23 protein-coding genes are annotated in these 23,414 nt (G+C 46.9%); 14 read left to right on the forward strand and 9 right to left on the reverse strand.

Translation table 11 applies throughout. The features are described 5' to 3' along the window. Positions 1 to 159 precede the first annotated feature (159 nt). The 6 genes from ON006_RS04145 to ON006_RS04170 all read right to left on the reverse strand — a co-directional run bounded on the left by ON006_RS04145 (position 160) and on the right by ON006_RS04170 (position 10,022). Entirely contained in the window at positions 160 to 1,743 is a 1,584-nt protein-coding gene (locus ON006_RS04145; RefSeq protein WP_244824644.1) for a sodium:solute symporter family transporter, read from the reverse strand. Between the two features lie 6 nt (positions 1,744 to 1,749). Further along, a complete protein-coding gene (locus tag ON006_RS04150) occupies positions 1,750 to 2,760 on the reverse strand; it encodes a GntR family transcriptional regulator (RefSeq protein WP_244824645.1) in 1,011 nt (336 codons plus the stop codon). 164 nt (positions 2,761 to 2,924) lie between these two features. Beyond that, the gene (locus tag ON006_RS04155; protein WP_244824646.1) at positions 2,925 to 4,361 is read right to left on the reverse strand and encodes a trehalase family glycosidase; all 1,437 of its coding nucleotides are present in this window, start codon (positions 4,359 to 4,361) and stop codon (positions 2,925 to 2,927) included. Between the two features lie 69 nt (positions 4,362 to 4,430). Continuing rightward, entirely contained in the window at positions 4,431 to 6,143 is a 1,713-nt protein-coding gene (locus ON006_RS04160) for a RagB/SusD family nutrient uptake outer membrane protein (RefSeq protein ID WP_244824647.1), read from the reverse strand. Between the two features lie 18 nt (positions 6,144 to 6,161). Next, positions 6,162 to 9,215 (reverse strand): SusC/RagA family TonB-linked outer membrane protein, encoded by a 3,054-nt coding sequence (locus ON006_RS04165; protein WP_244824648.1) that lies wholly within the window; start codon positions 9,213 to 9,215, stop codon positions 6,162 to 6,164. A gap of 495 nt (positions 9,216 to 9,710) precedes the next feature. After that, positions 9,711 to 10,022 (reverse strand): hypothetical protein, encoded by a 312-nt coding sequence (locus ON006_RS04170; protein WP_244824649.1) that lies wholly within the window; start codon positions 10,020 to 10,022, stop codon positions 9,711 to 9,713. Positions 10,023 to 10,331: 309 nt separating this feature from the next. On the opposite strand from ON006_RS04170, the gene ON006_RS04175 reads away from it, so the two are divergent. The 6 genes from ON006_RS04175 to ON006_RS04200 all read left to right on the forward strand — a co-directional run bounded on the left by ON006_RS04175 (position 10,332) and on the right by ON006_RS04200 (position 15,490). Continuing rightward, a complete protein-coding gene (locus tag ON006_RS04175; protein ID WP_267609954.1) occupies positions 10,332 to 10,742 on the forward strand; it encodes a Rossmann-fold NAD(P)-binding domain-containing protein in 411 nt (136 codons plus the stop codon). Next, complete coding sequence (locus ON006_RS04180) at positions 10,717 to 11,472, forward strand: Rossmann-fold NAD(P)-binding domain-containing protein (protein WP_267609955.1); 756 nt, start codon at positions 10,717 to 10,719, stop codon at positions 11,470 to 11,472. Before ON006_RS04175 ends, ON006_RS04180 begins: the two co-directional genes overlap by 26 nt. Before the next feature lie 58 nt (positions 11,473 to 11,530). Beyond that, the gene (locus ON006_RS04185) at positions 11,531 to 11,812 is read left to right on the forward strand and encodes an NAD(P) transhydrogenase subunit alpha part 2 (RefSeq protein WP_244824651.1); all 282 of its coding nucleotides are present in this window, start codon (positions 11,531 to 11,533) and stop codon (positions 11,810 to 11,812) included. 40 nt (positions 11,813 to 11,852) lie between these two features. Continuing rightward, positions 11,853 to 13,247, forward strand: coding sequence for an NAD(P)(+) transhydrogenase (Re/Si-specific) subunit beta (locus ON006_RS04190; protein WP_244824652.1), 1,395 nt, complete (start codon positions 11,853 to 11,855; stop codon positions 13,245 to 13,247). Positions 13,248 to 13,354: 107 nt separating this feature from the next. Continuing rightward, positions 13,355 to 14,224, forward strand: a complete 870-nt coding sequence (locus ON006_RS04195) for a helix-turn-helix domain-containing protein (protein WP_244824653.1) — start codon at positions 13,355 to 13,357, stop codon at positions 14,222 to 14,224. A 147-nt stretch (positions 14,225 to 14,371) separates the two neighbouring features. Then, positions 14,372 to 15,490: an epoxide hydrolase family protein gene (locus tag ON006_RS04200; RefSeq protein ID WP_244824654.1), complete on the forward strand. Its 1,119-nt coding sequence runs from the start codon at positions 14,372 to 14,374 to the stop codon at positions 15,488 to 15,490. A gap of 106 nt (positions 15,491 to 15,596) precedes the next feature. On the opposite strand, the gene ON006_RS04205 is transcribed toward ON006_RS04200, so the two are convergent. Beyond that, the gene (locus ON006_RS04205) at positions 15,597 to 15,929 is read right to left on the reverse strand and encodes a winged helix-turn-helix transcriptional regulator (protein WP_244824655.1); all 333 of its coding nucleotides are present in this window, start codon (positions 15,927 to 15,929) and stop codon (positions 15,597 to 15,599) included. Positions 15,930 to 16,037: 108 nt separating this feature from the next. Here ON006_RS04205 and ON006_RS04210 point away from each other — a divergent pair, with 108 nt between their 5' ends. The 4 genes from ON006_RS04210 to ON006_RS04225 all read left to right on the forward strand — a co-directional run bounded on the left by ON006_RS04210 (position 16,038) and on the right by ON006_RS04225 (position 19,210). Then, entirely contained in the window at positions 16,038 to 16,802 is a 765-nt protein-coding gene (locus tag ON006_RS04210) for an SDR family NAD(P)-dependent oxidoreductase (RefSeq protein ID WP_244824656.1), read from the forward strand. A 31-nt stretch (positions 16,803 to 16,833) separates the two neighbouring features. After that, positions 16,834 to 17,121 (forward strand): NAD(P)-binding domain-containing protein, encoded by a 288-nt coding sequence (locus ON006_RS04215; RefSeq protein ID WP_244824657.1) that lies wholly within the window; start codon positions 16,834 to 16,836, stop codon positions 17,119 to 17,121. Positions 17,122 to 17,557: 436 nt separating this feature from the next. After that, complete coding sequence (locus ON006_RS04220; RefSeq protein ID WP_244824658.1) at positions 17,558 to 18,463, forward strand: prohibitin family protein; 906 nt, start codon at positions 17,558 to 17,560, stop codon at positions 18,461 to 18,463. Positions 18,464 to 19,018: 555 nt separating this feature from the next. Then, the gene (locus ON006_RS04225; protein WP_244824659.1) at positions 19,019 to 19,210 is read left to right on the forward strand and encodes a hypothetical protein; all 192 of its coding nucleotides are present in this window, start codon (positions 19,019 to 19,021) and stop codon (positions 19,208 to 19,210) included. A gap of 55 nt (positions 19,211 to 19,265) precedes the next feature. On the opposite strand, the gene ON006_RS04230 is transcribed toward ON006_RS04225, so the two are convergent. Continuing rightward, positions 19,266 to 20,123 carry a LysR family transcriptional regulator gene (locus ON006_RS04230; protein ID WP_244824660.1) on the reverse strand — a complete coding sequence of 286 codons (858 nt, stop codon included), beginning with the start codon at positions 20,121 to 20,123 and terminating at the stop codon, positions 19,266 to 19,268. A 129-nt stretch (positions 20,124 to 20,252) separates the two neighbouring features. On the opposite strand from ON006_RS04230, the gene ON006_RS04235 reads away from it, so the two are divergent. The 4 genes from ON006_RS04235 (at position 20,253) to ON006_RS04250 (ending at position 22,055) form a co-directional block, all read left to right on the forward strand. Next, a complete protein-coding gene (locus ON006_RS04235; RefSeq protein WP_244824661.1) occupies positions 20,253 to 20,786 on the forward strand; it encodes a GNAT family N-acetyltransferase in 534 nt (177 codons plus the stop codon). A 25-nt stretch (positions 20,787 to 20,811) separates the two neighbouring features. Next, a complete protein-coding gene (locus ON006_RS04240) occupies positions 20,812 to 21,045 on the forward strand; it encodes a hypothetical protein (protein ID WP_244824662.1) in 234 nt (77 codons plus the stop codon). Positions 21,046 to 21,310: 265 nt separating this feature from the next. Beyond that, positions 21,311 to 21,736 (forward strand): hypothetical protein, encoded by a 426-nt coding sequence (locus ON006_RS04245; RefSeq protein ID WP_244824663.1) that lies wholly within the window; start codon positions 21,311 to 21,313, stop codon positions 21,734 to 21,736. Between the two features lie 49 nt (positions 21,737 to 21,785). Continuing rightward, entirely contained in the window at positions 21,786 to 22,055 is a 270-nt protein-coding gene (locus tag ON006_RS04250; RefSeq protein ID WP_244824664.1) for a hypothetical protein, read from the forward strand. Between the two features lie 905 nt (positions 22,056 to 22,960). Here the strand turns inward: ON006_RS04250 and ON006_RS04255 are convergent. Continuing rightward, on the reverse strand, positions 22,961 to 23,140 hold the full coding sequence (locus tag ON006_RS04255) for a hypothetical protein (RefSeq protein ID WP_244824665.1): 180 nt from the start codon (positions 23,138 to 23,140) through the stop codon (positions 22,961 to 22,963). Positions 23,141 to 23,414: the final 274 nt, after the last annotated feature.

The following is a 23,414-nucleotide window of genomic DNA, read 5'->3' on the forward strand; positions in this document are numbered from 1 at the left end:
TGCTTGTCCTAATAGTAGCCCCTGCTTAATCCTATCAATTCGAAGTGTTTTCTTACCTTGTTGCAGATCACAAAAGATTAACAGGCAGGGCTCCCACTTTTTGATGTAGTGGACTACTGGACCTGTTAATTGAAGGAAAAGCGCCTGTTTACTTTACTGTTATCCAAAAAGATAGTAAAGCACAGCCATCAGCATTCCTATTGCAGTCCAACCGAACCATATTTTCCGGCGGTCATATGGGGGCTGAGAAGCGTAGGTTTGGGCCAATGTGGGTAGTGATGGCCCGGGGCCCGTTTCGGGAAATAACAGTGAGATCACAACCATGAAGACGGTCAGTATCGCCGTTAAAAAAAATGTCAGCAGCATGAAATGAGGCCAGAATGCTTTGTGAGGGAAATCGGCAATCTGCATAATGCCCACGCAGAGGCAAAGCGCCGAGCCGAAGTGCAAGGTGAGGTTAGCGGCCTTGCTGGTGGCTTTTTTCCAGACAACGCCTAGCAGAAATACAGTCGTCAAAGGAGGAGCCAGGTAGGTGCCAACGGCCTGTGAGAGATCAAAAAGTCCTTTGTCGACCGTGGACAGCAGCAGCGACATGAGCAGGGCAATCAGCGAAGAGCCAATGATCACGATACGGCCAACGAGCCGGGCGCGGGCAGGCGATGCGCCGGGGTTAATGTTTTTGGAATACACATTTAGCGAGAAAACCGTGCTGAATGCATTGATGCCAATGGCCACATCATAAATAAGTGCCGCAATGAGCGCGGCCAGCGTAATGCCCACCAGCCCCACCGGAAGCAGGTTTGCGGTCATCACCAGGTAGGCGTGGTCCGGATTGGCAAGATTGGGGAACAGGATCAGACAGTAAATACCGGGTAGTAAAAAAATAAAAGGGACCAATGCTTTTAGCCCTGCAACCAGCATGGTGCCATACTGGCCCTGCTCGATATTTTGGGCAGCAAGGGTTTGCTGCACGATCGTCTGGTCGGTGCACCAGTACCAGATGCCCACCACGGGGTAACCCAGTATGACCGCATGCCAGGGATAGACGGGGTCACTGGCCGGACGGAATATAGTCCAGAACTCCTTGGGTGACCGGCTGATCACCTCGCTAACCCCGCCGATCCGGTTGATGGCGATGACACCGACTATGATGGCCGCGACTGTGACCACCACCGATTGCAGCGCCCCGGTTTTAGCGATAGCGGCCAGGCCACCGGTAGCAGTATAGCTGGTGGCCAGCACAGTGGCCCCGGCTGCGGCTACCCAAAAGGGAACCTCCAAGATCTGCGCGATAACAAGGCCGCCCGTCAATAGCACAAAGCTGACCGAGACGATCAACGTGGAAATCATCGAATAGTAGGTCAGGAATGTAAATGAGCGCTGGCCGTAGCGCCGCAACAGAAATTCGGGCATGGTGCTGACTTTCGTTGCAAAATAATGCGGGATGAAGACCATCGCCAGCAAAAGTAAAAACCACCAGGCCAGCCAGTCAAAGTTGGCGGCAACCATTCCAGTCGTGTAGGCCATGCCGCCATAGCCGACCAGCATGACCGGACTGACATTGCTGCTGAAAATGGAAAGACCTACATGGTACCATTTCAATGATCTTCCCCCTAGAAACAGGTCCTGGGCCGTTTGAATGCGCCGCTTGCGGGCAAAATAAAGGCCCAGCCCAACCAATGCGGCCAGATACAGCACAATAATGCAGATATCAATACCGCTAAGGGCAACTGTTTGGCGCATAAGCTCTTAAAGGGTCTTTCTCCGGATCAGCACATTGGGCAGGATCACCTGAATTTTTTGTTTTTGCATGATCGCCTGGCCAGCAAGCTTGCCCATCAGGGCAAAATCCGTCGAATAGGTAGTGATATCGACGAATTCCTTGGCTGGTTCATCATTGACCGAGAGCAGCCCCACGTCAAGGCCCATCGTGAATTTCTTGCTTTTGCATTCCTTCAATATGGCCCACATCGTATAGTTGTCGAGGGTGAAATAAGCTTTTCCTTTTTCAACCGAGCCAGGCGCGAACTCGCTGACGATCCGGCCCTGAATGGAGTAGTCTGCCAGAAACCGTTTAAATGAGGAGACGATCTCCTTGGGATCCAGGGATTTGGGAGAATGATAAAACACAATCTCATCAAATTCCCTGATCTTGTCTGCCAGCGTTTCCAAAACCGAGTAGGTTGATTTTTCAAATTCCTGGGCGATGTAGTTTACCTCTCCGTCCAATGCTTCGAAGCGGTCAAATATCATCAAATTCGCCCGCGGAATGGTTTCCAGAATTTCCTTGGTTTTGCGGTGCGGGATCGGGGCTACCACGTACATGCCGTATTTTCCCTTGATCTGAAAAAGGGTACTTTCCAGAAAATCAATGCTGCCATGATGGAAAAAGACGTCTAGCTGCACTTTTTTGCCCAGTTCCTGCCTGAAATTCCGGTAAAAAAGCTCTTCGAATGTATCCAGGTTGTACATCAGCAAGGCCACTTTCATGAACTGGCTGGTCTGGGCATTGGTCACATAGTAGCCAATCCTGTTTTTGGACTCCACTACGCCCCGGTCGACCAGGTCACCATAACCTTTCCGGATGGTTTCGCGGGAAAAATTAAGCTCCTGGATCATTTGGTTGACCGATGGCAGCAGATCATTGGGTGTCACGATTTTCTGGTCAATGGCATTGATAATCCCTACGACGATTTGGTCATGCTTAGAATAGGACGTCACCTCCCGTAATTCTCTTATTTTGTCAAATACACTCTCCATTGGGTGGTAATTGCTTTCCTTTTGTAAATTCTAAACTGATTTGTAAAACTAAAAACTTATTGACTGACTCAAAACTTTATTGCAGCGTGCCATTTTTGGCAATCCAAGCCCCGATAGCCGGCTACAAGCCAATTACCGGGACCTGGATTACCCGTAAGGATTACCTAATTAACCTGCGCGGTTAGTTGCTGGTTGGCAGCAACGCTGACATCCAGAAACGATACGGTTCGCGCTCCTTTAATGATTTTCTGTGTTGCTTTTCGCCTGGTTCCATTCACGGTAATAAACGCGTGATTTCCGGTAAACATGACTCTCCATTGAACGGGGCCGGAGCCTGTGTTGTGCAATGAGGATTTTTTCTGGCTTTGGATGAGAGCTATTTTCCTTTTCAAAACAGGAAGGTTTTCAATGGTGTTGGTATCATTTTTCTTGCCATTGAACAGTGTCGTGATCAGGTTAATGCGCGCATCCGCGCTGATACCCATGACCCCCTGCACAATCCCCTGAATAGCCCCGTAAGAAACCTCGGGATATTCCCTGCGTTTGGTAGCCGGATCAGTCAGGCGCAGAATGTAGTCGTAAACCTGGTCCGTGTAGCCATATTGCCCTAGCAGGTAGGGAAAGTAAGACTCGTTTTCAATGTTCCACTCTCGGGACAGGATCTGATCGATCACCTTTTTGGTTCTGGCCGGGTCGTGCAGGACATCAAACCAAAGCAAAAATGTCTCTCCTTCGGTATAGCCAAATTTTCCCGCCGAGGAGTAATAGGTAAAGTACTTGGCTTGCTTTTGGCTCCACCAATACTTTTCAATCTGCTGGCGGTATTGCTCTGCCTTTTGATCATACAGTTTGGCCTCTTTGGCTTTGCCATTTAAACGAAGCATGTCCGCGTAGGTTTTCATGCCGCGGGAGAGGGCGGCGATCAAATCGACGCCCATTTTCAGGTCGCGTACCCCTTCCGAGTAAGAGGCCAGTCCGCGGCAGCGTTGAAAGTGATCCTCATCATCATAGGAAGCCAGGGCATTGGGGTGCAGCGGCCGCAATAGCAGCGAATCGGGTTGTAGTACCCAACGGTCGATATAGTCGCTGACTGACTTTTGATGGAAATTCGCAAATTCCGGGCCGTTGATATAATCCTTGTCGCCTGTCCACAAATAGAGCTGCCAGGCCGAATTCAATACGTCAAAGTTGGCATTGAGGTTATACCAGAACGCTTCATCGTTGCGATAGTCAGCAGGAGCGGGTTTTGCATCTTTATTAATTTCCCAATACGAGCACCAGTCCTTGCTATCCGAGATATTTTGGGCAAAGAGCGAAAACATATTTTTGTTGGCTTTTCCAAGGCCTATCATTTCAGCTGCCATGCTCTGATGGGAAACATCTCTCATGCAGAAAGCCGAACGCGTAGGTAATGCAGCCTCATACCATTCACCGACCGGATCGCCTGGCTTGCCCTTATGGCTCAGGGCCATTGTTTTCGCCCGGTCAAAAGCGGTCTGCAATGCAGCGTCCGTCGAACGGAACTGTAATGTCTGATCCTGCCCGAAACTACTTTGAATAAAAATGAGCCATATCAATGCGGTCACGACATTTTTGATCATTGTGCTAATCTTTGATTTGAAATACAATCTTTAAAAAAACGGCTTTTGAAAAAGCTACTATCCTGGTGATTAGTTATAATTCGGATTCTGCGTCAATGCGGGGTTGCGTTGGAGCTCGGTTCTGGGTATGGGGTAAAAGTACAAAGCAGGTATCCATACTCTTTTTTGAACGGTGGCAGGCTGGTAAGCAAATGTACCATCGGCCTGCTTGGTGATGATCACCCCCATCGCATCCTTTGAACCTATTTCGGCGATCCCCCACCTTCTGATATCGAAATAACGGTGGCCTTCAAAACACAGCTCGATTCTCCGTTCCTGTCTGATCTTGTCCATTAATGCACTGCCAGAGGCTGTAACAGGCGGCATTCCTGCCTTTTGAGACCGTAGTTTATTCAGGTACGCCAGCGCTTCGCCTTCTTCCCCCAGAGCGGCGCACGCCTCCATGTAATTTAGATAAATTTCCGACAACCGAAATGAAACCCATTGGGAGGCGGCATAATCCTGTTTGGTCCAGTCGACAGACTCATCGATCATTTTGCGAACCACATAGCGGGTCTTGGAGGCATTCCAGGGCGAAAACGGACTTTGTGGCGAATCGCTTCCACCTTCAAAAAACTCGGTAACCCTTCCTTTGAATTGCTGGTTGTTGGCCAGGACCGTCGCGTAAAACCGCGGGTCGCGATTGGCGTACGGATTTTTGGCATGGACCGGGTTTGCCCAGCTGAACGCAGTTCCGTCGGCCATTTCAAATGCGTCCACCATTTGCTGGATGACATTGTAGGCGCTGTATCCCTCATAGCCGTTGGGGCTCAGATCACGGCTCACGGTATTGTAGCGGTCGGCCCTGACTAGTCCGCTGTAAACCCTTGCAAAGATCACTTCCGGGTTGAAAAAATCCAGATAGGTCTTGTTGTAAGTGCCGTTGGCAGCATTGCCGTATAGGGCATAGGGGCTCCCCTTGAAGTCGATGACCGCTTTGGCGGCTTCCTTGGCCTGCTGCCAGAGTTTTTTGTCGGCTGACGTATTAAAATACGGACTGGCCGCATACAGTAAAAGGCGCGATTTAAGAGCTAGCGCGGCTCCGCTGGTAGCCCGGCCTTTGTCCAGATCGGCCGAGTAAGCCGCTGGCAGTAGTTGGGTTGCCTGCTCTATGTCCGACAGGATGAAGTCCTTGGTTTGCGACCAGCTGGCGCGCTGCTCAGTGAAGGATTTGTCATTGACATCATAGACTTTGGTGATCAGTGGAACGCCGCCAAAGCGTTTGAGCAGCTCAAAATAAGCCAGGGCCCTTAAAAAATAGACCTCGCCTTTCATGCGGCGAATGGTTTTTCCGTTGGAAACCGTGTCCAGCTGGCTGATATTTTGCAGAAACACATTGCAATTACGGACTGAGCCGTAAAGGCTTCCCCATTGATTCAGCGAAGAGGATGTCTGATTATCAGCAGTCGCCTCGCCCTGAACGTAACTGTTCTCGTTTGTCCAGTTAAAATTGCCATAGAGCTCATCGGTTTGAGCTGCCCAGCCGAACCCGGCATCTTTGTAAGCCAGCACGGTCTGGTCATAAATGCCATTGACAAATACCTGGGCCAGGTTCGGATCAGACCATACGTCAGTTTCCGAATAGGCATTCGAGGGTTTCAAATCGAGTACATCCTTGCAGGAGCCCATCATCAGAAGGAATGCAACCAGGGACATACTTACCCATCTATTTTTGGTCCGGTTGGCCTGCTTTTTGTGAACCGGAAGGCTGCGATAAGCTGCCGGAGTATTTTGTGGTTTCATGAGGATAAAGTTTTTAGGTTAAAAGCTGATGTTGGCACCCAGGTTGACCACGCGCTGCTGCGGATAGTAATAACCGTTGCTGTTGGGTATTTCGGGGTCAAATGAAGGGCCGAATTGGTCGATGGAAAACAGGTTACTACCATTGACATAGATCCTTGCACCGTGCATTTTTGCTCGCTTTAAAATCGCGGAAGGCAATGTGAAACCCAGCTCCACATTTTTCAAGCGGACAAATGCTGCATTTCTTAACCAGAAATCGGAAGTAAGGGTATTGACCCCTCTTGTCGCCCCTGTGGGGCCGTTGAAGCTACGTGGGAACTGGTTATCACCCTCTTTCTGCCAGCGACCGTCAAAAAATTCCCTGGCCATGTTCAACCCCGCAGGTGCCAGGTAGGACTGCGCTTTGGCCTGTCCCTGAACAAAAAGAGAGAAGTCCAGATTACGCCATGAGCAGCCCAGTGATGTTCCGTAAACGAGCTGAGGCGTCCGTACCGATGATTTGCGGACCTGGTCCAGCCCGTTGATAGCCCCGTCGCCGTTGATATCCTTGTAGCGTATGTCGCCGGGAGCCGTGTTGGCAGGGTGGGGGCTGTCGTCGATCTCGCGCTGATTCTGGTACAAGCCGTTGGATTCATAAACGAGCCACGAGTCAATCGGAATGTTTGTCTTTTGCTGATAAAGGGGCACGCTGGCAGCTTCATCCATGAAGATCACCTTGTTGCGGGCAAATGTCAGATTGCCCCGTACATGATATGAAAAGCTATTGCCGATTGTTCCATTATAATAGGCATCCACTTCAATGCCTTGATTTAGTACCTTTCCAAGGTTCTGGTTAGGCAGCGTTACGCCTGTGTAGGCAGGTACCGACTCGCTGCGGGTGATCAGGATGCCCGAGCGGAGCGAGCGGAAATAGTCAATGGTAAGACCGAGTTTTCCTTTCAGAAACTGCGCATCCACTGCCAGGTCAGTGGTGGTGGCAACCTCCCAGGTAATGTCTTTGTTGGGCGTAGGGCCTGCTACAAGGGAGCTGACCTGTGAAGCGCCCGGCCCGAGTGAGTAACCGTATCCTGTGCCGAGCAGGTATGTCTGGATATAATTGAATGCAGAAACGGCGTCATTTCCGGTTTTCCCCCACGATCCCCGCAATTTGAGCTCAGTAACGGCTTTGGCGCTGAAAAAATCCTCTTGTGAAATCCGCCAGGCGGCCGAAACAGCCGGGAAAAGCCCATAGCGCTTGCCCTCAGGGAAGTTTTGGGAGCCATCGTAGCGCATATTATAATCAAAGAGGTATTTGTTTTTAAAACCATAAGACACTCGGCCAATGAAGTTGTTACGTCCCGTCTGAACCGCCGTGGAATTGTTCTGCTGGCCGATCAGGCTTCCTGCCGAGAGCTGGTCGAGCGAATTACTCAGGAAGTTGGACCGGAATGCACTGATCTCGTCTGCCTTACCCTGGAAGCGCTCATAGGCAGCAAAGCCTTCAATGGAGTGGTCACCAAAGCGGTTGGCATAGCCGAGCCGGATATTGAGCAGGTTTTGAGCAAGCGTTCCCCGTACTTCTGATAAACTTGGTTTGGTCGACGAGTTGATCTGGACATAGGTACCCGTGGCTGGATCGTAGCGGAAGGCGGGTGGGGGAGTCTTTGTAAATGCCTTTGTTTTTGAAAAGGTCATATCATATGCATAGTAACCATCCAGAAATACTCCGTCAGCCAGTTTGGAGAGGTCCCATTTGAAATAGGTTTTAGTCTGCAAAAAATCATTGGAGACCCGGTTGTATCCCGATTCTCCGCTGGTCACGTAAACCATGCTGTTATTAGGGCCGCCTCCGATGCCTGGGCCAACCAGCCCGTTGGGATAAATCGGAACGAGGTAGGGATAGGCCAGCCAAAGCTCACGAAAGATTGCCCCTGAATTGTAGTTTCCTACCGCCGAGTTGCGCAGCTCGTTCCTGTAAAGGACATCCACTCCGATTTTCAGGTCATTGGTGACGGCAATGTCCACATTGGCCCGCGCCTGGGCCTGCTTGTAGTAGGCAGCATCTTTTTTGTAAATACCATTCTGTTTCTGGTATTGACCTGAGAGAAAATAGGTGACCTTATCGGTTCCGCCACGCAAAGAAATGACCTGATTTTGCTGTAAGGCCTGTTTTTTCATCGTGGCCTCCCACCAGTCCGTACTGGGGAAGCCCAGCGGATCCGACCCATCTTGAAATTTTTGCAGACTTGCGTCGGGCCACGTAGGTTTTTGGCCAATCATCTGGTCGTATTCATTGGTGGCCACCGCATACTGATACGAGCTGAGCATTTGCGGTACCCGGGTGGCCTGTGTCAATGACCAGTTGGTGCCTATCGACAGCACCGGTTTGCCAGCTTGTCCGCGTTTGGTTGTGATCAGGATTACGCCATTGGCTGAGCGGGCACCGTAGATGGCTGCTGTCGCGTCCTTGATGACCGTAAACGATTCGATATCAGCGGGATTGAGCCGGGCGAAACCACCCGATCGATCGGGAATACCGTCGATGACCACCAACGCGCCGGTACTTCCCAGCGTAGCCTTTCCGCGAACGAATATTTCGGCATTGTCATTTCCCGGCTCGCCGCTGCGTGTGTTGGCGATGAGCCCCGGCACGCGGCCCGCGATCGAGTTGGTCAGGTTGGTGGCGGGCGATTTTTCAAGATCAGAGCCTTTGATGGTGGAAACCGCGCCCGTGAGATCGGCCCGCGTTTTGGTACCGTAACCGACCACAACCACTTCGTCGAGCGCTTTGGTATCAGCTTCCAATGTCACATCCAGTTTGCTTTGGGCGCCCACCTGGATTTCGCGGGGAAGGTAGCCAATGTAAGAAAAGACAAGCACCGCGTCAGCAGAGGAAACGCTCATAGAGAAATCTCCCTGTGCATCCGTGGAGGTGCCGCCCTTGGAACCTTTGACGATGACATTGACGCCAACCAGCGGGCCGGAGGCATCCGTGACCCGGCCTGAGACCGAGACTTGCGCACTGACTGCCCCGGGGCCTGCCAGGCACAGCAACGTTAGGATAATTGAATAAAACCGGGTAGAAAAAATCATGTTAAAAAGGGTTAAAAGTGAAACATAATGGTTCAGACTAGCCTGGCAGATGCCAGTGGTGAGTAGTCTTCCTGTCTAATTTTTTATCAAAAGAACACAATTTTTAATTATCCTATACTATTCTATACTATTTTAAATAAAAATATTTTTGACGATGCCTTAATACAAGCAAATTTCCAATAATTCATCAAATTGACTCATTTAAGTGTCTTTTTGACTCTTTATCGTAATTTCGATGACCTGAATTTTGATCTGTACTATTCTATGCTTGTTTGGGTAGGATAATCGTGATGAATGGGCCTTTGCTTGGGAAGTAACTGATGATATCAAACTGGCTAGTAAGCGGCGAAAGCTATCACTATTCAGGTTTGAGAACAGGTGGGGATCGATCGCACCACGCTTTATTATATTGAGAAAGGTCACCTAGTGGAGGTTTCCGTTACATATGGACGAAAAATAGCGGTTTGAGTTTCGTTTCCGTTGCCACTATTAGGATCACTTGATACTAAAAACCGTAGTTCGATATACATAAACACAGATGCCCATAATAGCAGTCGCCCCGCAAATAGCTCCGATCATCAATGCGACAAAAATATTATCTTGAAAATATTCTAAGTAAATCTTGGCTGGAACAACAGCACTAATTGAACCAATTAGAAAACCCCAGCGCCAAGTTTTTGATTGTTGGGGTCTTAGGAATGTGCCGCAATGAGGGCATTTGAAGTCGTGGCCATCGGCGATTTTAATGAGATTTTTGAAACCTAAATCATTTTTACATGCTGGACAAGTAAATGTTTCTTTTTTCATGAAATTAGTCTTCATTAATGATGAAGGACACAAATCGAATCCTTACAGGATTTCTAATTAGACATAGTTTGAAAAGAACTGCCTTGAACCAAGAGTATTTTTGTCGCCAGCATTACATTTCTTGCAAAATCGCTTAGAAACCAGTACCGCCCGGCAGACGTCCGGTGACTCCGGCAACCTGGGATTTGTGTGCCGTCGGCCGCCTTGTTTGTCTACTCTGAAAAATAGTGTTAAATCGGGAGTGATTTCAAATTTTTTCGTCTTGTTAAGAAAGTAATCAGGAATTAACTCATTTTGATCTACCAGATTTTGAAAATTGCAGTTCCCAAAGAGACCAAGTCCTTCGAACGCAGGGTTGCTCTCACACCATCTGTTGTCAAATCTATCGTTAAATCAGGCTTTACCTGTATCGTTGAGTCAAGTGCCGGTGAAGAATCTTATTTTTCCGACGCTTCCTATGAAGATGCGGGCGCGGTCATTGTCTATGGCACCCCACAGACACTGTCCGGTGCTGATATTGTATTAATGGTAAATGCGCCGACCAGCCAGGAAATTAATTTTATGAAAGACGGTTCGGTGCTGATTTGTTACCTGTATGCCTACACGGCTCCTGAGGTGATAGATGCTTTGAACAAAAAAAAGAATAACCGCATTTTCCATGGACGCCGTACCGCGTATCTCAAGGGCACAGAAAATGGATGCACTGAGTTCGCAGGCTAATCTGGCGGGCTATAAATCCGTTTTGCTGGGCGCCAATGCGCTGGGCAGAATATTTCCTTTGATGATGACTGCTGCCGGCACAATTACACCATCACGGGTATTGGTATTTGGGGCTGGGGTAGCTGGTTTGCAGGCCATTGCCACTGCCAAGCGTCTCGGTGCGGTGGTGGAAGCAACCGACGTTCGGCCCGAGACAAGGGAACAAGTGGAGTCTTTGGGGGGCAGATTCATTCAAGTGGAAGGAGTGGAGGGTGTGAAGGTGGAAGGCGGGTATGCCCGGGAGGTTTCTGCGGATTATCTTCAAAAGCAGCAGGAGTTAATTAAAAGTCGTATCAAAGAGGCTGATATCGCCATTACTACCGCTTTGGTGATTGGCAGAAAGGCGCCAATTCTGATCACGGAGGAAATGGTCCGATCGATGAAGCCAGGGTCAGTGATTGTAGATATGGCCGTGGAATCCGGAGGGAACTGTGCCCTCAGCGTTTTTGGGAAAACTGTGGTCGAACATGGCGTTACCATCATTGGTGAGCCGAATTTGCCTTCGCTGTTACCTGTTAATGCCAGCGAACTGTATGCCAAAAACATTTCGACATTGCTGCTGCATCTCGCCAATTCTTCGGGCTTTAAATGGGAGATGGAGGAAGAGATCACCAAAGGAAGTATGATCACGCATGACGGTGAACTGGTCCATGGTTTTACAAAGGAAATTCTGGCTAAGAAGAATCCTTAGGCCAGGCTGGCCATCGTCGCCCGAGGTAAAGAAAACTCCAAACTAATCTTAGAAAATCATGTCAGTTGAAAATTTTATATTCCTGCTTTACATTCTGGTTCTTGCAAGTTACTGTGGTTTCGAACTGATTGCAAAAGTACCACCTACCCTTCATACGCCATTGATGTCGGGTTCTAATGCCATTTCGGGAATTACCATTGTGGGCGCTATTCTTTGCATTCAGGAGGGGGCATGGAGTAAGTACCTGGGTATGGCTGCGCTGGTTTTCGCCACCATTAATGTCGTTGGTGGTTATGCAGTTACGGATCGGATGCTTCAAATGTTTAAAAAGAAAAAGTGAGTAACTGATCACATTTTCCTTACATCTCTCAATCACTTTTATGAATATTTTTATACAACTCACCTACCTGGCGGCCACGATTCTATTTATAGTCGGGATCAAAAAACTCAATAAAACGCAGGAAGCACGGCGGGGAAATACAATCTCCGCGATAGCGATGCTGCTTGCTGTACTGGCTACACTGGTGCACTCGAAACTGTTAAACCCTGTCGAGATTTTCGGCTGTCTGCTCATTGGAAGTGCCATTGGCCTCATTTGGGCAAGAAAAGTTGAAATGACCCAGATGCCTGAAATGGTTGCGATTTTTAACGGTTTCGGCGGAATAGCATCATTACTCGTCGCCACGTCGGATTACTGGACCAGAGCCGTCGAGCAACCCGGACTTAGCACAGATATGGTGATCATCGTCAGCATTTTACTGAGTGTATTAATCGGTGGGATTACGTTCAGCGGGTCGCTTACGGCTTACGGAAAACTGAGTGGCAAAATTAATGGCAATGCCATTGTGTTTAAGGGGCAGCATTTTTTGAATCTTGTGTTTTTACTGGCTGCGGTTACTTGTGGCATTTTGGTGTCGATCAGTATGGACTCCATTTATGCGATGATGATCATGATTGCGATTTCCCTGATTTTGGGGATACTGGTTGTCATACCCATCGGAGGGGCCGACATGCCGGTTGTGATTTCGCTTCTTAATTCTTACTCCGGCATGGCTGCCTGCACTACCGGTTTTGTTTTGAACAACAGCGTGCTGATCGTGACAGGAGCACTTGTGGGGGCGTCTGGAATTATCCTCACCCAGATCATGTGCAAGGCCATGAACAGATCTCTGATCAGCGTGTTACTTGGTGGCTTTGGCGCTACTTCCGGGGGAACCGGGGGTAGCGGAAATGCTGGTGATATGGTGATCAAAGAAGTAGGTGTGGAAGAAGCCGCAATGATTTTTGACTCAGCTTCCAGTGTGCTGATCGTTCCAGGTTATGGGATGGCCGTTGCACAAGCGCAGCATATCGTTCGTGAAATGATGGATTTACTGGAAGCCAGGGGAATTGGCGTTCGTTTTGCCATACATCCTGTTGCAGGGCGCATGCCGGGACACATGAATGTACTGTTAGCGGAATCGAATGTGCCCTATGACAAACTGATTGAGATGGAGCAGATCAACGATGATTTTGCCAATACAGACGTCGTATTGGTGGTGGGTGCAAATGATGTTGTAAACCCTGCGGCTAGAACCAACCCAGCCAGTCCGATATATGAAATGCCCATTTTGAATGTCGACAAAGCGAGAACGGTCATTGTCAGCAAGCGTTCCATGGCAGCAGGTTATGCAGGAATCGAAAACGAACTTTTTGGTTATCCCAACTGTCTCATGCTTTTTGGAGATGCAAAAGCTACGCTAACAAAACTTGTAGGTGAGTTGAAGGAGCAGTAGGGCGAAGATCAATAAATTAGCCGCGAGTATCTTGATGGAAAGCCACCCTGTCGACGGGGAGATTCATCAAGAAAGGCCGGGTTGGGCTGATGGAAACCATATTTGGAATGCAGAAAAAATTCAATCTAAAATCTTTCAACCTTTACGAGTTTCTCAAATACCAAAACTCGGAAAGCTTTCAGGTACCCTTCTTTTTGGCTGACAGGCAAACCTACGAAAGTGCCCATGTCAACTTTCCGTTCAGAACTTTTGCCTATGGCCTGGGAATCACCTATTCAGGTCATGGCGATACATTCAAAATTGGCAGCACCGATTATTGGGTAACGGCTGGTTGCCTTACTACAATCGGCCCGGGAATGGTCTGCCAATGGACAGGTAATTATGTTGCAGAGCATGACACGGTTTATTTTACGGAAGCGCTCTTTGGGGACATACAAACCAATTCCTTTTTACAGTCGTTGTCATTCTTTTTTCACGGCGGCCAGCACGTGATCAGCTTGACCGAGGAGCAAATCAAGAAGGTAGCCTCATTGTTTGAACTACTAAAAGAGCTGAAAGAAGAAAAAAAGGCCGTTTCAGGGATTGTCTATGCGCTGCTGATGTTGGCGGATTCGTTTCACTCAGTTTATGATGAGAAATCTAAAAACACGAATATTTCCAATGGTGGGAAAATAGCCCAGGCTTTCAGGAAGTTGGTTGCCGAGCAGTTTCCGGAGCATAAAGAGGTGGCCTACTATGCTTCCGAATTGCATATCACTCCCAAATATCTCAGTGAAGTCCTGCAGGTGGAGCTGGGTAAGCCCGCGAAAACCTTCATTGACGAATACGTGATGATGGAGGCAAAGAGCCTGTTGAAACAAACAACCTTCTCCATACAGGAAATATGCTATTGGCTGGGTTTTGAAGACGCTTCCCATTTTACCAAGTCATTCAAAAAAGCGACAAAGCTGACGCCCACCGAGTATCGCAGAAGCTAAACAGCTTTTTTACTCCGAAATGCCAAGCTGTACTTACCGCCATTTTTACCATTTCTGCCGACATCCTGCCTAGTGAAGCACCGTGGGCGAGTATATCTTTGTTCCAACTCAACCATTCTTTTTTAACAAAACAGAACAATGCCGACCATGAAAAATGTAACAGAATTTAAGGTATCAGTCCCCCAGCCAGTACTGGATGATTTAAAAAACCGTTTGCAAAACACACGCTGGCCGGGCGAAGCAGAGGGCTCTGGTTGGCATTTCGGTACGAGCCAGGCTTATCTAAAAGATTTGGTGGGCTACTGGCTTGACCAATACGATTGGCAAAAGCAGGAGGCCCAGCTCAATAAATATCCACAGTACATTGCCGATGTGAATGGCGTGAAGGTTCATTTTCAGTACATTAAGGGGAAAACGGAAGATGCAAAGCCGCTCATATTGACACACGGCTGGCCGGATAGCTATTACCGCTTTCACAAAATCATTGCCCTATTGACCGAAGGCGACCAAAGTTTTGATTTGATCATCCCATCGATTCCGGGATTTGGTTTCTCTGAGAAAATAGCAATGCCAAGCGAGGCGGTTGCTGATCTGTGGACAGTATTGATGACTGAAAATCTGGGTTATGAAAAATTCTATGCGGCTGGCGGTGATGTAGGAATGAGTGTCGTTAAGGCGCTGGCATCCAAATACCCGGAAGTGGTCGCTGGCGTACATTTTACAGATGTGGGCTATCCGATGGGACAAGAAGATCCCGGTACAATGACTGAGAATGAAACGCAATTTGCGCAGTTTGTACAGCAATGGTGGTATAGTGAAGGTGCCTATGCAATGGTGCATGCGACAAAACCGCAATCGATAGCTTATGGTTTGAATGATTCACCTGTCGGTCTGGCCGCCTGGATATTGAGCTTCGGCAATGCAGGCGCTCCGTATGAAATCATTGAAGAGGCCTTTGGCGGCAAGGACGAGTTGCTGACCAACATCATGATTTACTGGACAACCCAGACCATAGCGACTTCGGCCAGAATGTATAAAGCGGACGCGATGATGCAATGGAGCGGGGCGCCGCCATTGCAAAAAACCAATGTGCCGGCAGGTGTGGCCCTGTTTCCCAGAGAAGCGCAATTTCCCCGCGAATGGGCAGAGCGTTTCGTGAATGTGGTCAGTTTCAAAAAGATGGAAGCAGGCGGGCATTTTGCTGCATTGGAAGTGCCTCATGTCTTCGCAGAGGAGCTGCAAAGCTTCTTTTACAGTATAAGTTAGTAGCTCAAAAAATTATTTTAGCAAAAGACTACTTACCTGATGCAAAACCTGTGGGATTGGTAGGGTGAGAGTCTTTTGCTAAAAAAGCGCTCTTGTAATCAGCCTCTCAGGGCATGGTAACAACCTCATATTTCAAATTCCATTCTTTGATGTTTTCTAGGATTGGCAAAAAAGCCAGGCCTTTTTCAGACAACTTATATTCTACCCTTGGCGGAATTTCCTTATAGGCCAATCGTTCCAACAATCCATCTTCTTCGAGCTCTTTGAGCTGTTCGGTCAGTACTTTCCTTGAGATGTGCGGCACGATGGCATCTAACTGTCCAAAACGCATGGTGCGGGTGCCTATCACATTGATAATGATCGGCTTCCATTTATTGCCAATCGTGCCGATAGCTCTCGTAAAGGGGCAGTTCGAATTGCAAAATCTGTCGTCTCTCATGTTTCAAAATTTGTAGTTACCTGTTGGTAACCAGAATAGACTATTGATAGTTTCAAAAATAAACTATTGGTAGTTCCTTTGCCAAAGAAATTTATAAATAAGCTGAAAATGAGTAAACTAAAAAACAAAGTAGCCGTTATTACAGGCGGTAATAGTGGCATTGGGTTTGGCATTGCCCAGGAATTCAAGAATGAAGGTGCTGTCGGAACGATTGTAGGCAGATCTCAGCAAACTTTGGATGGTTCGGTGGCTAAGCTTGGAGACAATTTTATGGCCATCAACGCAGATGTAACCAATCTTGCCGACCTGGAAAGAGTCTTTAAAGAAACATCTGAAAAGTTTGGAAAAATAGACGTAATCGTAGCCAACGCAGGCGGCGCCGTTACAGGGGCAACATTTGGTACGGTGGCAGATATTGGCGAGGCCGACTATGACAGGACAATGGATTTAAATCTGAAAAGCGTCTACTTCACCGTTCATAAAGCATTGCCCTACATGAATGATGGTGGTTCCATTATTCTGATCGGTTCAAACGCAGCGCATCGGGCATATGCGTCTTTTACGCTTTACGGCGCTGCAAAAGCCGCTGTGATCCATTTTGCAAAAGGATTTTCAAACGACCTTTTACATAGAAAAATCAGAGTAAATGTCATATCACCCGGTACAACCGATACACCAGTATTTGACAGGTTTGTTCCCCTCGAAGCGCTTGAAACTGTAAAAAAATACTGGGCTGATCTCATGCCTATTGGCAGAATCGGGCAGCCATCTGACATTGGCAAAACAGCGGTTTTTTTGGCTTCTGATGATTCTTCCTTTATGCTTGGTGCTGAACTTCTCGTGGATGGGGGGTTGAGTTATTTGTCCAAATAATTGGTCCCGGCAGGGGAAAATCATCGTCGATGTGACCAGTGCCTATGGCGCGGCCCCTGAAAAACTGCCAGTGAAGGGCTTCAACCATTTGGGCGCTGCCATTCTTGATCAGGATCCGGCCGTGCATGGCGGCAGAAGGGTCGTGTTTCTGGCGAGTGACGATGATAGCGCGGCAGCAGAGATTGGTGTGCTGGCGGAAAATCTCGGTTTTGCACCCATCAGACTGGGCGGACTTTCCGAAGGCGGGCTGCTGGTGCAGGCGCGTGGAAAAAGCTGGGGTCAATTGATCTTTAAGGACCTGATCAAGTTTGATGGATGAATCGTATCGCCGATTTCAATGCGATTTTGGCCATTGACAAATGCAAACCAGCGTTTAATTGAATGGGGCCAGGCCGGTGGTACACTGACTTTGCCCGCTCAAACAGCAATTAATAATTCTTTCCTGTTGAGCATGCCTCGGCATTACGGGTTGACGGTGAGCTGACCGAGAGCATATTAATATAATTGTTTCAAAAGTGTACATCCTTTCCAGTCCCTGCTTGTTGCCAACCAAGCGGGGACTTTTTGTTGTTTGAAATAACTTTGGGCCCACTATCATTTTGATAATTGATCCTATCAAAATGATAGTGGCGGATCCGGTCAAAACTTGCATTTGCTCTGCTAAACATATAATATTGAATGCGTTAAAGTCCTGTAAAAAAGTGGCATGCCTTTGTAGCGCATAATCGCAGAGTCCAATTAACCATTCAAAAGTCATGTTCATTTTAACAATAGGCGTCTTGATGCTGCTGACCGGTTTTTTTACCGCCAAAGCTTCCTATCCGATCTCCCGCTATTCGTTTATGCTCAAAATTGCCGGTCTGGCCATAACCGTTCTGGGGCTTGTCACAGCAAGCATCCGGCAGATTGATGCAGGTACGATTGGGGTGCAATCTGTATTCGGTAAGGTCAGTGCAGACATTCTTGAAAATGGGCTGAGCGTTGTAAACCCACTGGCCGAAGTGGCAGTGTTCGATACCAAAACTCAAAACTATACAATGTCGGCTGTCACCAGCGAAGGTGAGCAGAAAGGCGATGATGCGATACGGGTCCTTTCTGCCGATGGGCTGGAAGTGGTCATCGACCTGACGGTTCTTTACAGGATTATGCCTGAGAAAGCGCCTGCTATTTTCAAGGGGATTGGTCTGGACTATAAAGACAAAATCGTGCGCCCGGTCACCCGCACCCGCATCCGCGACAATGCCGTTTATTATGATGCTGTTGCCCTTTATTCCAAAAGACGCGACGAATTCCAAAACAGAATATACCAGACCATTGATAAGGACTTCAAAAGCAGGGGGCTTATCCTGGAGCAACTGCTGATCCGCAATATCAATCTTCCTGAATCGGTCAAAAAAACCATTGAATCCAAAATAAACGCCGAGCAGGAAGCACAAAAAATGGAATTTGTCCTCCAAAAAGAAAGGCAGGAAGCCGAGAGGAAGCGTGTAGAGGCCAAAGGTATCGCCGACTACCAAACCATTATCGCCCTCAGCTTAACGGACCGGCAATTGCAATACGAGAGTATCAAAGCGCAAAAGGAACTGGCCGCTTCGCCTAATGCCAAGGTGATCGTCATGGGAGCAAAAGGCAGTGTGCCTTTGATCGTTAGTGATAAATAGCGTAAACCTATCAATGTTAAAGGAAAACGCTTGAAAGTGTAGGCCGCATGTTGACTGGTGTATCTGAATTGGACTACTTCCCTTATCAGCAATGGATTATACCAGAAAGCGGATAAATTCGCATTCTAATCTGAAAAAGGGAGCTGCATTCGGGTGAACCAACACCATTTCAACAACTTTGGGATTTTTAGGCAGATTGTCCATTTTGTCAGAAATTTAGAATTGAAAGCTCACTGTAAGGTGTCTCCAAAAAATACACTACCATACGAACTGCAATGTTCAATCGCACCGGCCACTCGGCTGAAACTCAACAAGACACCGGAACCATACTCCTAGATGAACTTTCGTTCATTGCCTGATTGGTCTTGCTAGAGCGAAGCCTTTGCAGAGTTATTAAAACGAAACATCATTCCGTTATTGGGATACTCCCAGGTTGAAAATACGGAGGTGGCCGTTGCACAACTCAGTGAAAAGTAGCCGAAGTCCTTTCCATAACCGCTTGGATTTTTGCATCTTCAGGAATGTAAGGAAAAAAAATACTCTGAAACGCTTTTCATGAATTTCCAGCTATGCGAGCGGATCCCGGAGGATAATTTTTACAGGAAGCTCAGAGAAACTCTGGATTTACAATCCATTTACAGCGATACCGAGATCTGTATGGTCGCACCGGAAACCCGTCTATTGCATTTTGATATAAAAGGAACTTACAGCTGCTATCACCTCAATTGCTTGGTGGAGACTATCTAAAAAAACTTTTTCTTCCAGTCTTATGTAAAGCTTTTCATAAGACTGGTTGTATCATTTAAATAAGCCCAACAATATTGTTTATGAGCGGATTTTCATCATTTTTTCGCCAGTACAGATAGAGCGGAATCTGAAATGGAATTTCAATGAACCGCACGCCTACTGCGGCGGAATCGGCAACACTGATCGAAACAATAGAAATCCCCAAACCGCGAGCCACAAGCCCCAGTACGGTCGAAACGAAATCCGATTGATAATATACATCCGGCTTGATTTGATAGTGGCTTAGCACTTTGCCAATTAGGTTCGGGTAACTGTAGCCTGGCTCTAACGAGGGTAATATAAACCTTTCATTTTGGAGGGATTCTGAGCTTATACCATCTATTGTCTTGATCGGATGTTCCTGCGGAACGGCAAAAGCAAAGTTTTCAGTCTGCACCAGCTTGGATTCAAGAAATTCAGTCGGATGCTCATATCTGCTAAATGCCATGTCTAGTTTGAAGCTGGTCAAGAATTCAACTTCCTGATTATATTTCAGCTGGATGATCTCAACCTTGACCATTGGGTAATGGTCTGATATTTTGCTCAGAATATCAGGCAGCAACTTATAGCCAATCGATCCGGGATGGGTTATGGCAATCGTACCAACAATGCCGCTTTGAATCTTGCGGGCATAGGCGGTGGTAGCGTGTATTTGGTTCAGCAGCGGCTCCCATTGATCAAACAGAAACTTACCCGCCTCTGTCAGTTCGACTCTACGCTTTGTCCTTTTGAATAGTGCTATCTGCAATTCACTTTCCAGCGCCTGGATTTGTCTGGTCAGGGTGGACTGGGTAATATTAAGCTGATAGGATGTATTCCAGTAATGAAGCTGTTTTGCAAGGGCAATGAAGTATGCTATTTGCTGTATCGTCATAGATTTAAGCTATTAATGCGTTTGTTGCATTAATAGTTGCAAAAATAACATTTTTACACATTAATGGATGTGCTAAATTTGTGCTGTATTAAACGATTACACATGGCTGGCATATTAGAATCATTAGTAATGATAACATCAGAGCAAAGTGCTGAAATACAAATTAGTAATACTTCGCTGGAAGATTGGGATAGAATTGTCCAACTTTTTGATGGAGTAATTGAGCATCAAGGAAAAAGCAGTTACCGCGTCTGGGAATCCATTGATTGGGATGCGTTAAGAGAGGATATAGAAAAACAACTTCATTACAAAATCACGGTCAATGGTCAAATCAGCTGCATCTTCAACGTGCAGTATAGTGACCCTTTGCTTTGGGGCGAGAAAGAAAACAATGACGCTATTTACCTGCACAGAATTGTAATTGATCTGGCATTCAAAGGACAGAAACAATTTGCAAAGGTATTAGAGTGGGCAAAGCAGGATGCATTGCAACGAGGATTGAAATTCGTACGGTTAGACACCTGGGCAGACAACGCCAAGATTATTGACTACTACAACTCCTACGGGTTTATTCCCGTTGGCCATTATCAAACCTCTGACTCGGCCGAACTTCCCATTCAAAACCGGAATCTGTATGGCATTCTCTTGGAAATTAGCCTTTAAAGACACCGTTTTTAAAACCTAAAACATGACACACATGATTGGTTACGTGGCATTGACCTTGAACCTGGTTTCAATGTCAATGTCCAATCTCCTGTACCTGCGGGTGCTCTCATTAATTGCTAATGCAATATATATCGGTTACGCAGTTTTGCTGGATGCCCCGCCTTTGGTCGTTGGGTGCAGCATAGCTGTCGTAATTCATTCCTATGGAATATTCCGAATTTATACGGCCCCGGTATCTTCTGAGAAAGGTTCCTAAATCTTTGAGTTATAATATCAATCTCTCCGTAACCAACCTCTTGATCTGAGTGTGTATTTTGAAGCGAGGTTAGCTTGATGTAACGTGCTGTAAGGGGTTCAAAACGTTTGGCTTGTGTAAGGGGATTGTCCTTGATGTTGGAGAATTCTCCTGCTTGCCAGTTTCCAGCTTTGGGCATCGGATGAAACAGAGGACTCAAAGTGGGAAATGATCCCATTTGTCCGGCCGGCCAACCCGTCTTACGCAGACCAGGGACAAATATGAGATGAGGTACGGCCAGCAGATCGATGATTGGTCAGCGCTGTTTTTATCGGAGACCGATGAGCATTTTCAAAATCTGGAAACGCGCGTCCAGCAATCCATTATGGCCATCGACCGGGCTGCATCCGGGCTGAAAAACTTAAAACAACCTTTGCAGTTTCAGGACCGCATTCAGGCACTCTTCTACGGATTAGGTGTAAGCCTGCCTTATTCTATTACCGGCATTGACTTATTGGTCTTGTATTTTGTTCTGATACGAGTTGGCCAGCTCTATCAGGAGCGGCAAAAAATCGTGGATCAATACCAAAACGCGCCTGCATACAGACAGATCATGGAGCAAGGGAGGATCATCGAAGACCGCGGGGTGCTGTATCTGCAATTAGCCCCTGATGTCGAAACAAAAAATATTAAAGAAATTTCAATAGACTAATTGGATTTATCTGTCGATAGAAGTATCGTTAACAAATTGTTATATTATCATGAAAAACTTATTATTTAATTTACTGTTACTTTTCGTTTCTTGTGCATTCGCTTGTTCTTCCGAATTAGAAGACCCACGGGTCGATAATGAAGTATATAAAGGCTACTGCGGCGTTGAGTCTGTTGAATTTTCCAGAGGGGATAGTCGAGCTTATGTACCTAATGTCTTTACGCCAGATGCGAAAGAAGCCAATCGGCATTACGAACCACCGATCAGGCTAAAAACGGTTCAGTTAAGGAAATTTTTCTCGGGTTTAAATTTGGCATGAGTGAAAGTCGATTTAAAAGTCACTTTGATTGCTTAGTTAACAGTCAGACTATCAGTCAGTTTGGTGAAACAGAATATGCCTATTCAATAAAAATTCCAACCGAGAAAGTCCCTGTGGATTTGCAAATAATGCCTAAATCCTCAGATGCTAAGCTAGTCGAGTCAGAGTTGATTGCATGAGGCCGCACCAATATTCCCGGAGTGATCAAATCTAGCTTATTGTCGATTGGGACTAAGGGTAGACATGAATATTTCCTCATTCAGGACAAGGACAAAACATTTAGAATCGTGAAAAAAGCGTGATATGCGCTATTTATTATCATGTATAAAGGTGATCGATACCATGATTTGGGAACTGCTGTTAAAAGACAGAGTGAAAATCGATAAAGTTTCTCGGCTATTAAATGCTCGGATACAACTTCCTCAGTTCCAGGATGTCGATAATATCCTTCGGACGACCCATCATCTCTTTATCGTCGATCAGGTCTTCAAGGCCGATGAAGGCGATCCTCCATTCCATTGCGTTTAAAGGCGGTGCGCCTGTTGTAAGCATCCCGGAAACGGATCGCTGCCCGGATGGCCGGGTTCAGATCCAGTGTGCAATCCGCAAGGTCGAATTTCAGAAACGACTTTCGGATTCGGGTCCTGTTCCGCTTTCAGTCTTGCAACGTCGACCGGCACGGCTTCCGGGGCATTCAGCAGATTGAAGTAGTTTTCGTACGTCGGATTATATCAGATATCAAGGTCAGCTTTATCGGCCGGCCGATTGGTATTCCTGGCCATGGACACACGGACGTATCCGTAATACGACACAGCAAAGCCGCCAACGATCATGTACTCGACCTTGTGATCGTTCAGTGATGTTATAATTCGTGGAAGGGAATTGAAATCAAGCATGTGCAATACCTATACTGGTTGCTTTGCAGCCTTTGGGTGCGATTTCTCAGGAGGATTGTCGCCGCGCAGGAAGTCCATAAAGCTTTCAAACCGTTTGTGACGATCCGCGAGTACAGCATCCCTAACCGTTCCACTGGTCGCGGTGTCTTTCATATCCTCGAAACTGCTGTATTTCCTTACCTTTTCCATAGCGGTAACGATTTTCCTTGGTTATAGAACATTGAAATATACCGATATGGTGCAAAACCGCAATGAAAATTGTCGTGCAATAGATAAATTGTCATACTGTTTCACCAAGATAAAAAGTAGATGAACCGGTACTTTTTATAAAAAAAATTCCTCAAAATTACGGAATTTTTGCAAACTTTTCGAAAATATATATTTGTTAAAAAATTGATAATCAAATCATTAATAATCAAAAATTGTAAACTTCCTAAAAATTGTAATTGCATGTGTTGCGGCG

The sequence above is a fragment of the Dyadobacter pollutisoli genome (assembly GCF_026625565.1).
Classification (GTDB): domain Bacteria; phylum Bacteroidota; class Bacteroidia; order Cytophagales; family Spirosomataceae; genus Dyadobacter; species Dyadobacter pollutisoli.

What these genes read in the sequence shown, in the direction of transcription:
- ON006_RS04235 (WP_244824661.1), top strand. Translation starts at nt 20,253, where the DNA reads ATGATAACATCAGAGCAAAGTGCTGAAATACAAATTAGTAATACTTCG.
- ON006_RS04150 (WP_244824645.1), bottom strand. Translation starts at nt 2,760, where the DNA reads ATGGAGAGTGTATTTGACAAAATAAGAGAATTACGGGAGGTGACGTCC.
- ON006_RS04245 (WP_244824663.1), top strand. Translation starts at nt 21,311, where the DNA reads ATGAGGTACGGCCAGCAGATCGATGATTGGTCAGCGCTGTTTTTATCG.
- ON006_RS04220 (WP_244824658.1), top strand. Translation starts at nt 17,558, where the DNA reads ATGTTCATTTTAACAATAGGCGTCTTGATGCTGCTGACCGGTTTTTTT.
- ON006_RS04170 (WP_244824649.1), bottom strand. Translation starts at nt 10,022, where the DNA reads ATGAAAAAAGAAACATTTACTTGTCCAGCATGTAAAAATGATTTAGGT.
- ON006_RS04185 (WP_244824651.1), top strand. Translation starts at nt 11,531, where the DNA reads ATGTCAGTTGAAAATTTTATATTCCTGCTTTACATTCTGGTTCTTGCA.
- ON006_RS04230 (WP_244824660.1), bottom strand. Translation starts at nt 20,123, where the DNA reads ATGACGATACAGCAAATAGCATACTTCATTGCCCTTGCAAAACAGCTT.
- ON006_RS04195 (WP_244824653.1), top strand. Translation starts at nt 13,355, where the DNA reads ATGCAGAAAAAATTCAATCTAAAATCTTTCAACCTTTACGAGTTTCTC.
- ON006_RS04190 (WP_244824652.1), top strand. Translation starts at nt 11,853, where the DNA reads ATGAATATTTTTATACAACTCACCTACCTGGCGGCCACGATTCTATTT.
- ON006_RS04165 (WP_244824648.1), bottom strand. Translation starts at nt 9,215, where the DNA reads ATGATTTTTTCTACCCGGTTTTATTCAATTATCCTAACGTTGCTGTGC.
- ON006_RS04145 (WP_244824644.1), bottom strand. Translation starts at nt 1,743, where the DNA reads ATGCGCCAAACAGTTGCCCTTAGCGGTATTGATATCTGCATTATTGTG.
- ON006_RS04200 (WP_244824654.1), top strand. Translation starts at nt 14,372, where the DNA reads ATGAAAAATGTAACAGAATTTAAGGTATCAGTCCCCCAGCCAGTACTG.
- ON006_RS04205 (WP_244824655.1), bottom strand. Translation starts at nt 15,929, where the DNA reads ATGAGAGACGACAGATTTTGCAATTCGAACTGCCCCTTTACGAGAGCT.
- ON006_RS04240 (WP_244824662.1), top strand. Translation starts at nt 20,812, where the DNA reads ATGACACACATGATTGGTTACGTGGCATTGACCTTGAACCTGGTTTCA.
- ON006_RS04155 (WP_244824646.1), bottom strand. Translation starts at nt 4,361, where the DNA reads ATGATCAAAAATGTCGTGACCGCATTGATATGGCTCATTTTTATTCAA.
- ON006_RS04210 (WP_244824656.1), top strand. Translation starts at nt 16,038, where the DNA reads ATGAGTAAACTAAAAAACAAAGTAGCCGTTATTACAGGCGGTAATAGT.
- ON006_RS04255 (WP_244824665.1), bottom strand. Translation starts at nt 23,140, where the DNA reads ATGGAAAAGGTAAGGAAATACAGCAGTTTCGAGGATATGAAAGACACC.
- ON006_RS04180 (WP_267609955.1), top strand. Translation starts at nt 10,717, where the DNA reads ATGGATGCACTGAGTTCGCAGGCTAATCTGGCGGGCTATAAATCCGTT.
- ON006_RS04225 (WP_244824659.1), top strand. Translation starts at nt 19,019, where the DNA reads ATGAATTTCCAGCTATGCGAGCGGATCCCGGAGGATAATTTTTACAGG.
- ON006_RS04250 (WP_244824664.1), top strand. Translation starts at nt 21,786, where the DNA reads ATGAAAAACTTATTATTTAATTTACTGTTACTTTTCGTTTCTTGTGCA.
- ON006_RS04160 (WP_244824647.1), bottom strand. Translation starts at nt 6,143, where the DNA reads ATGAAACCACAAAATACTCCGGCAGCTTATCGCAGCCTTCCGGTTCAC.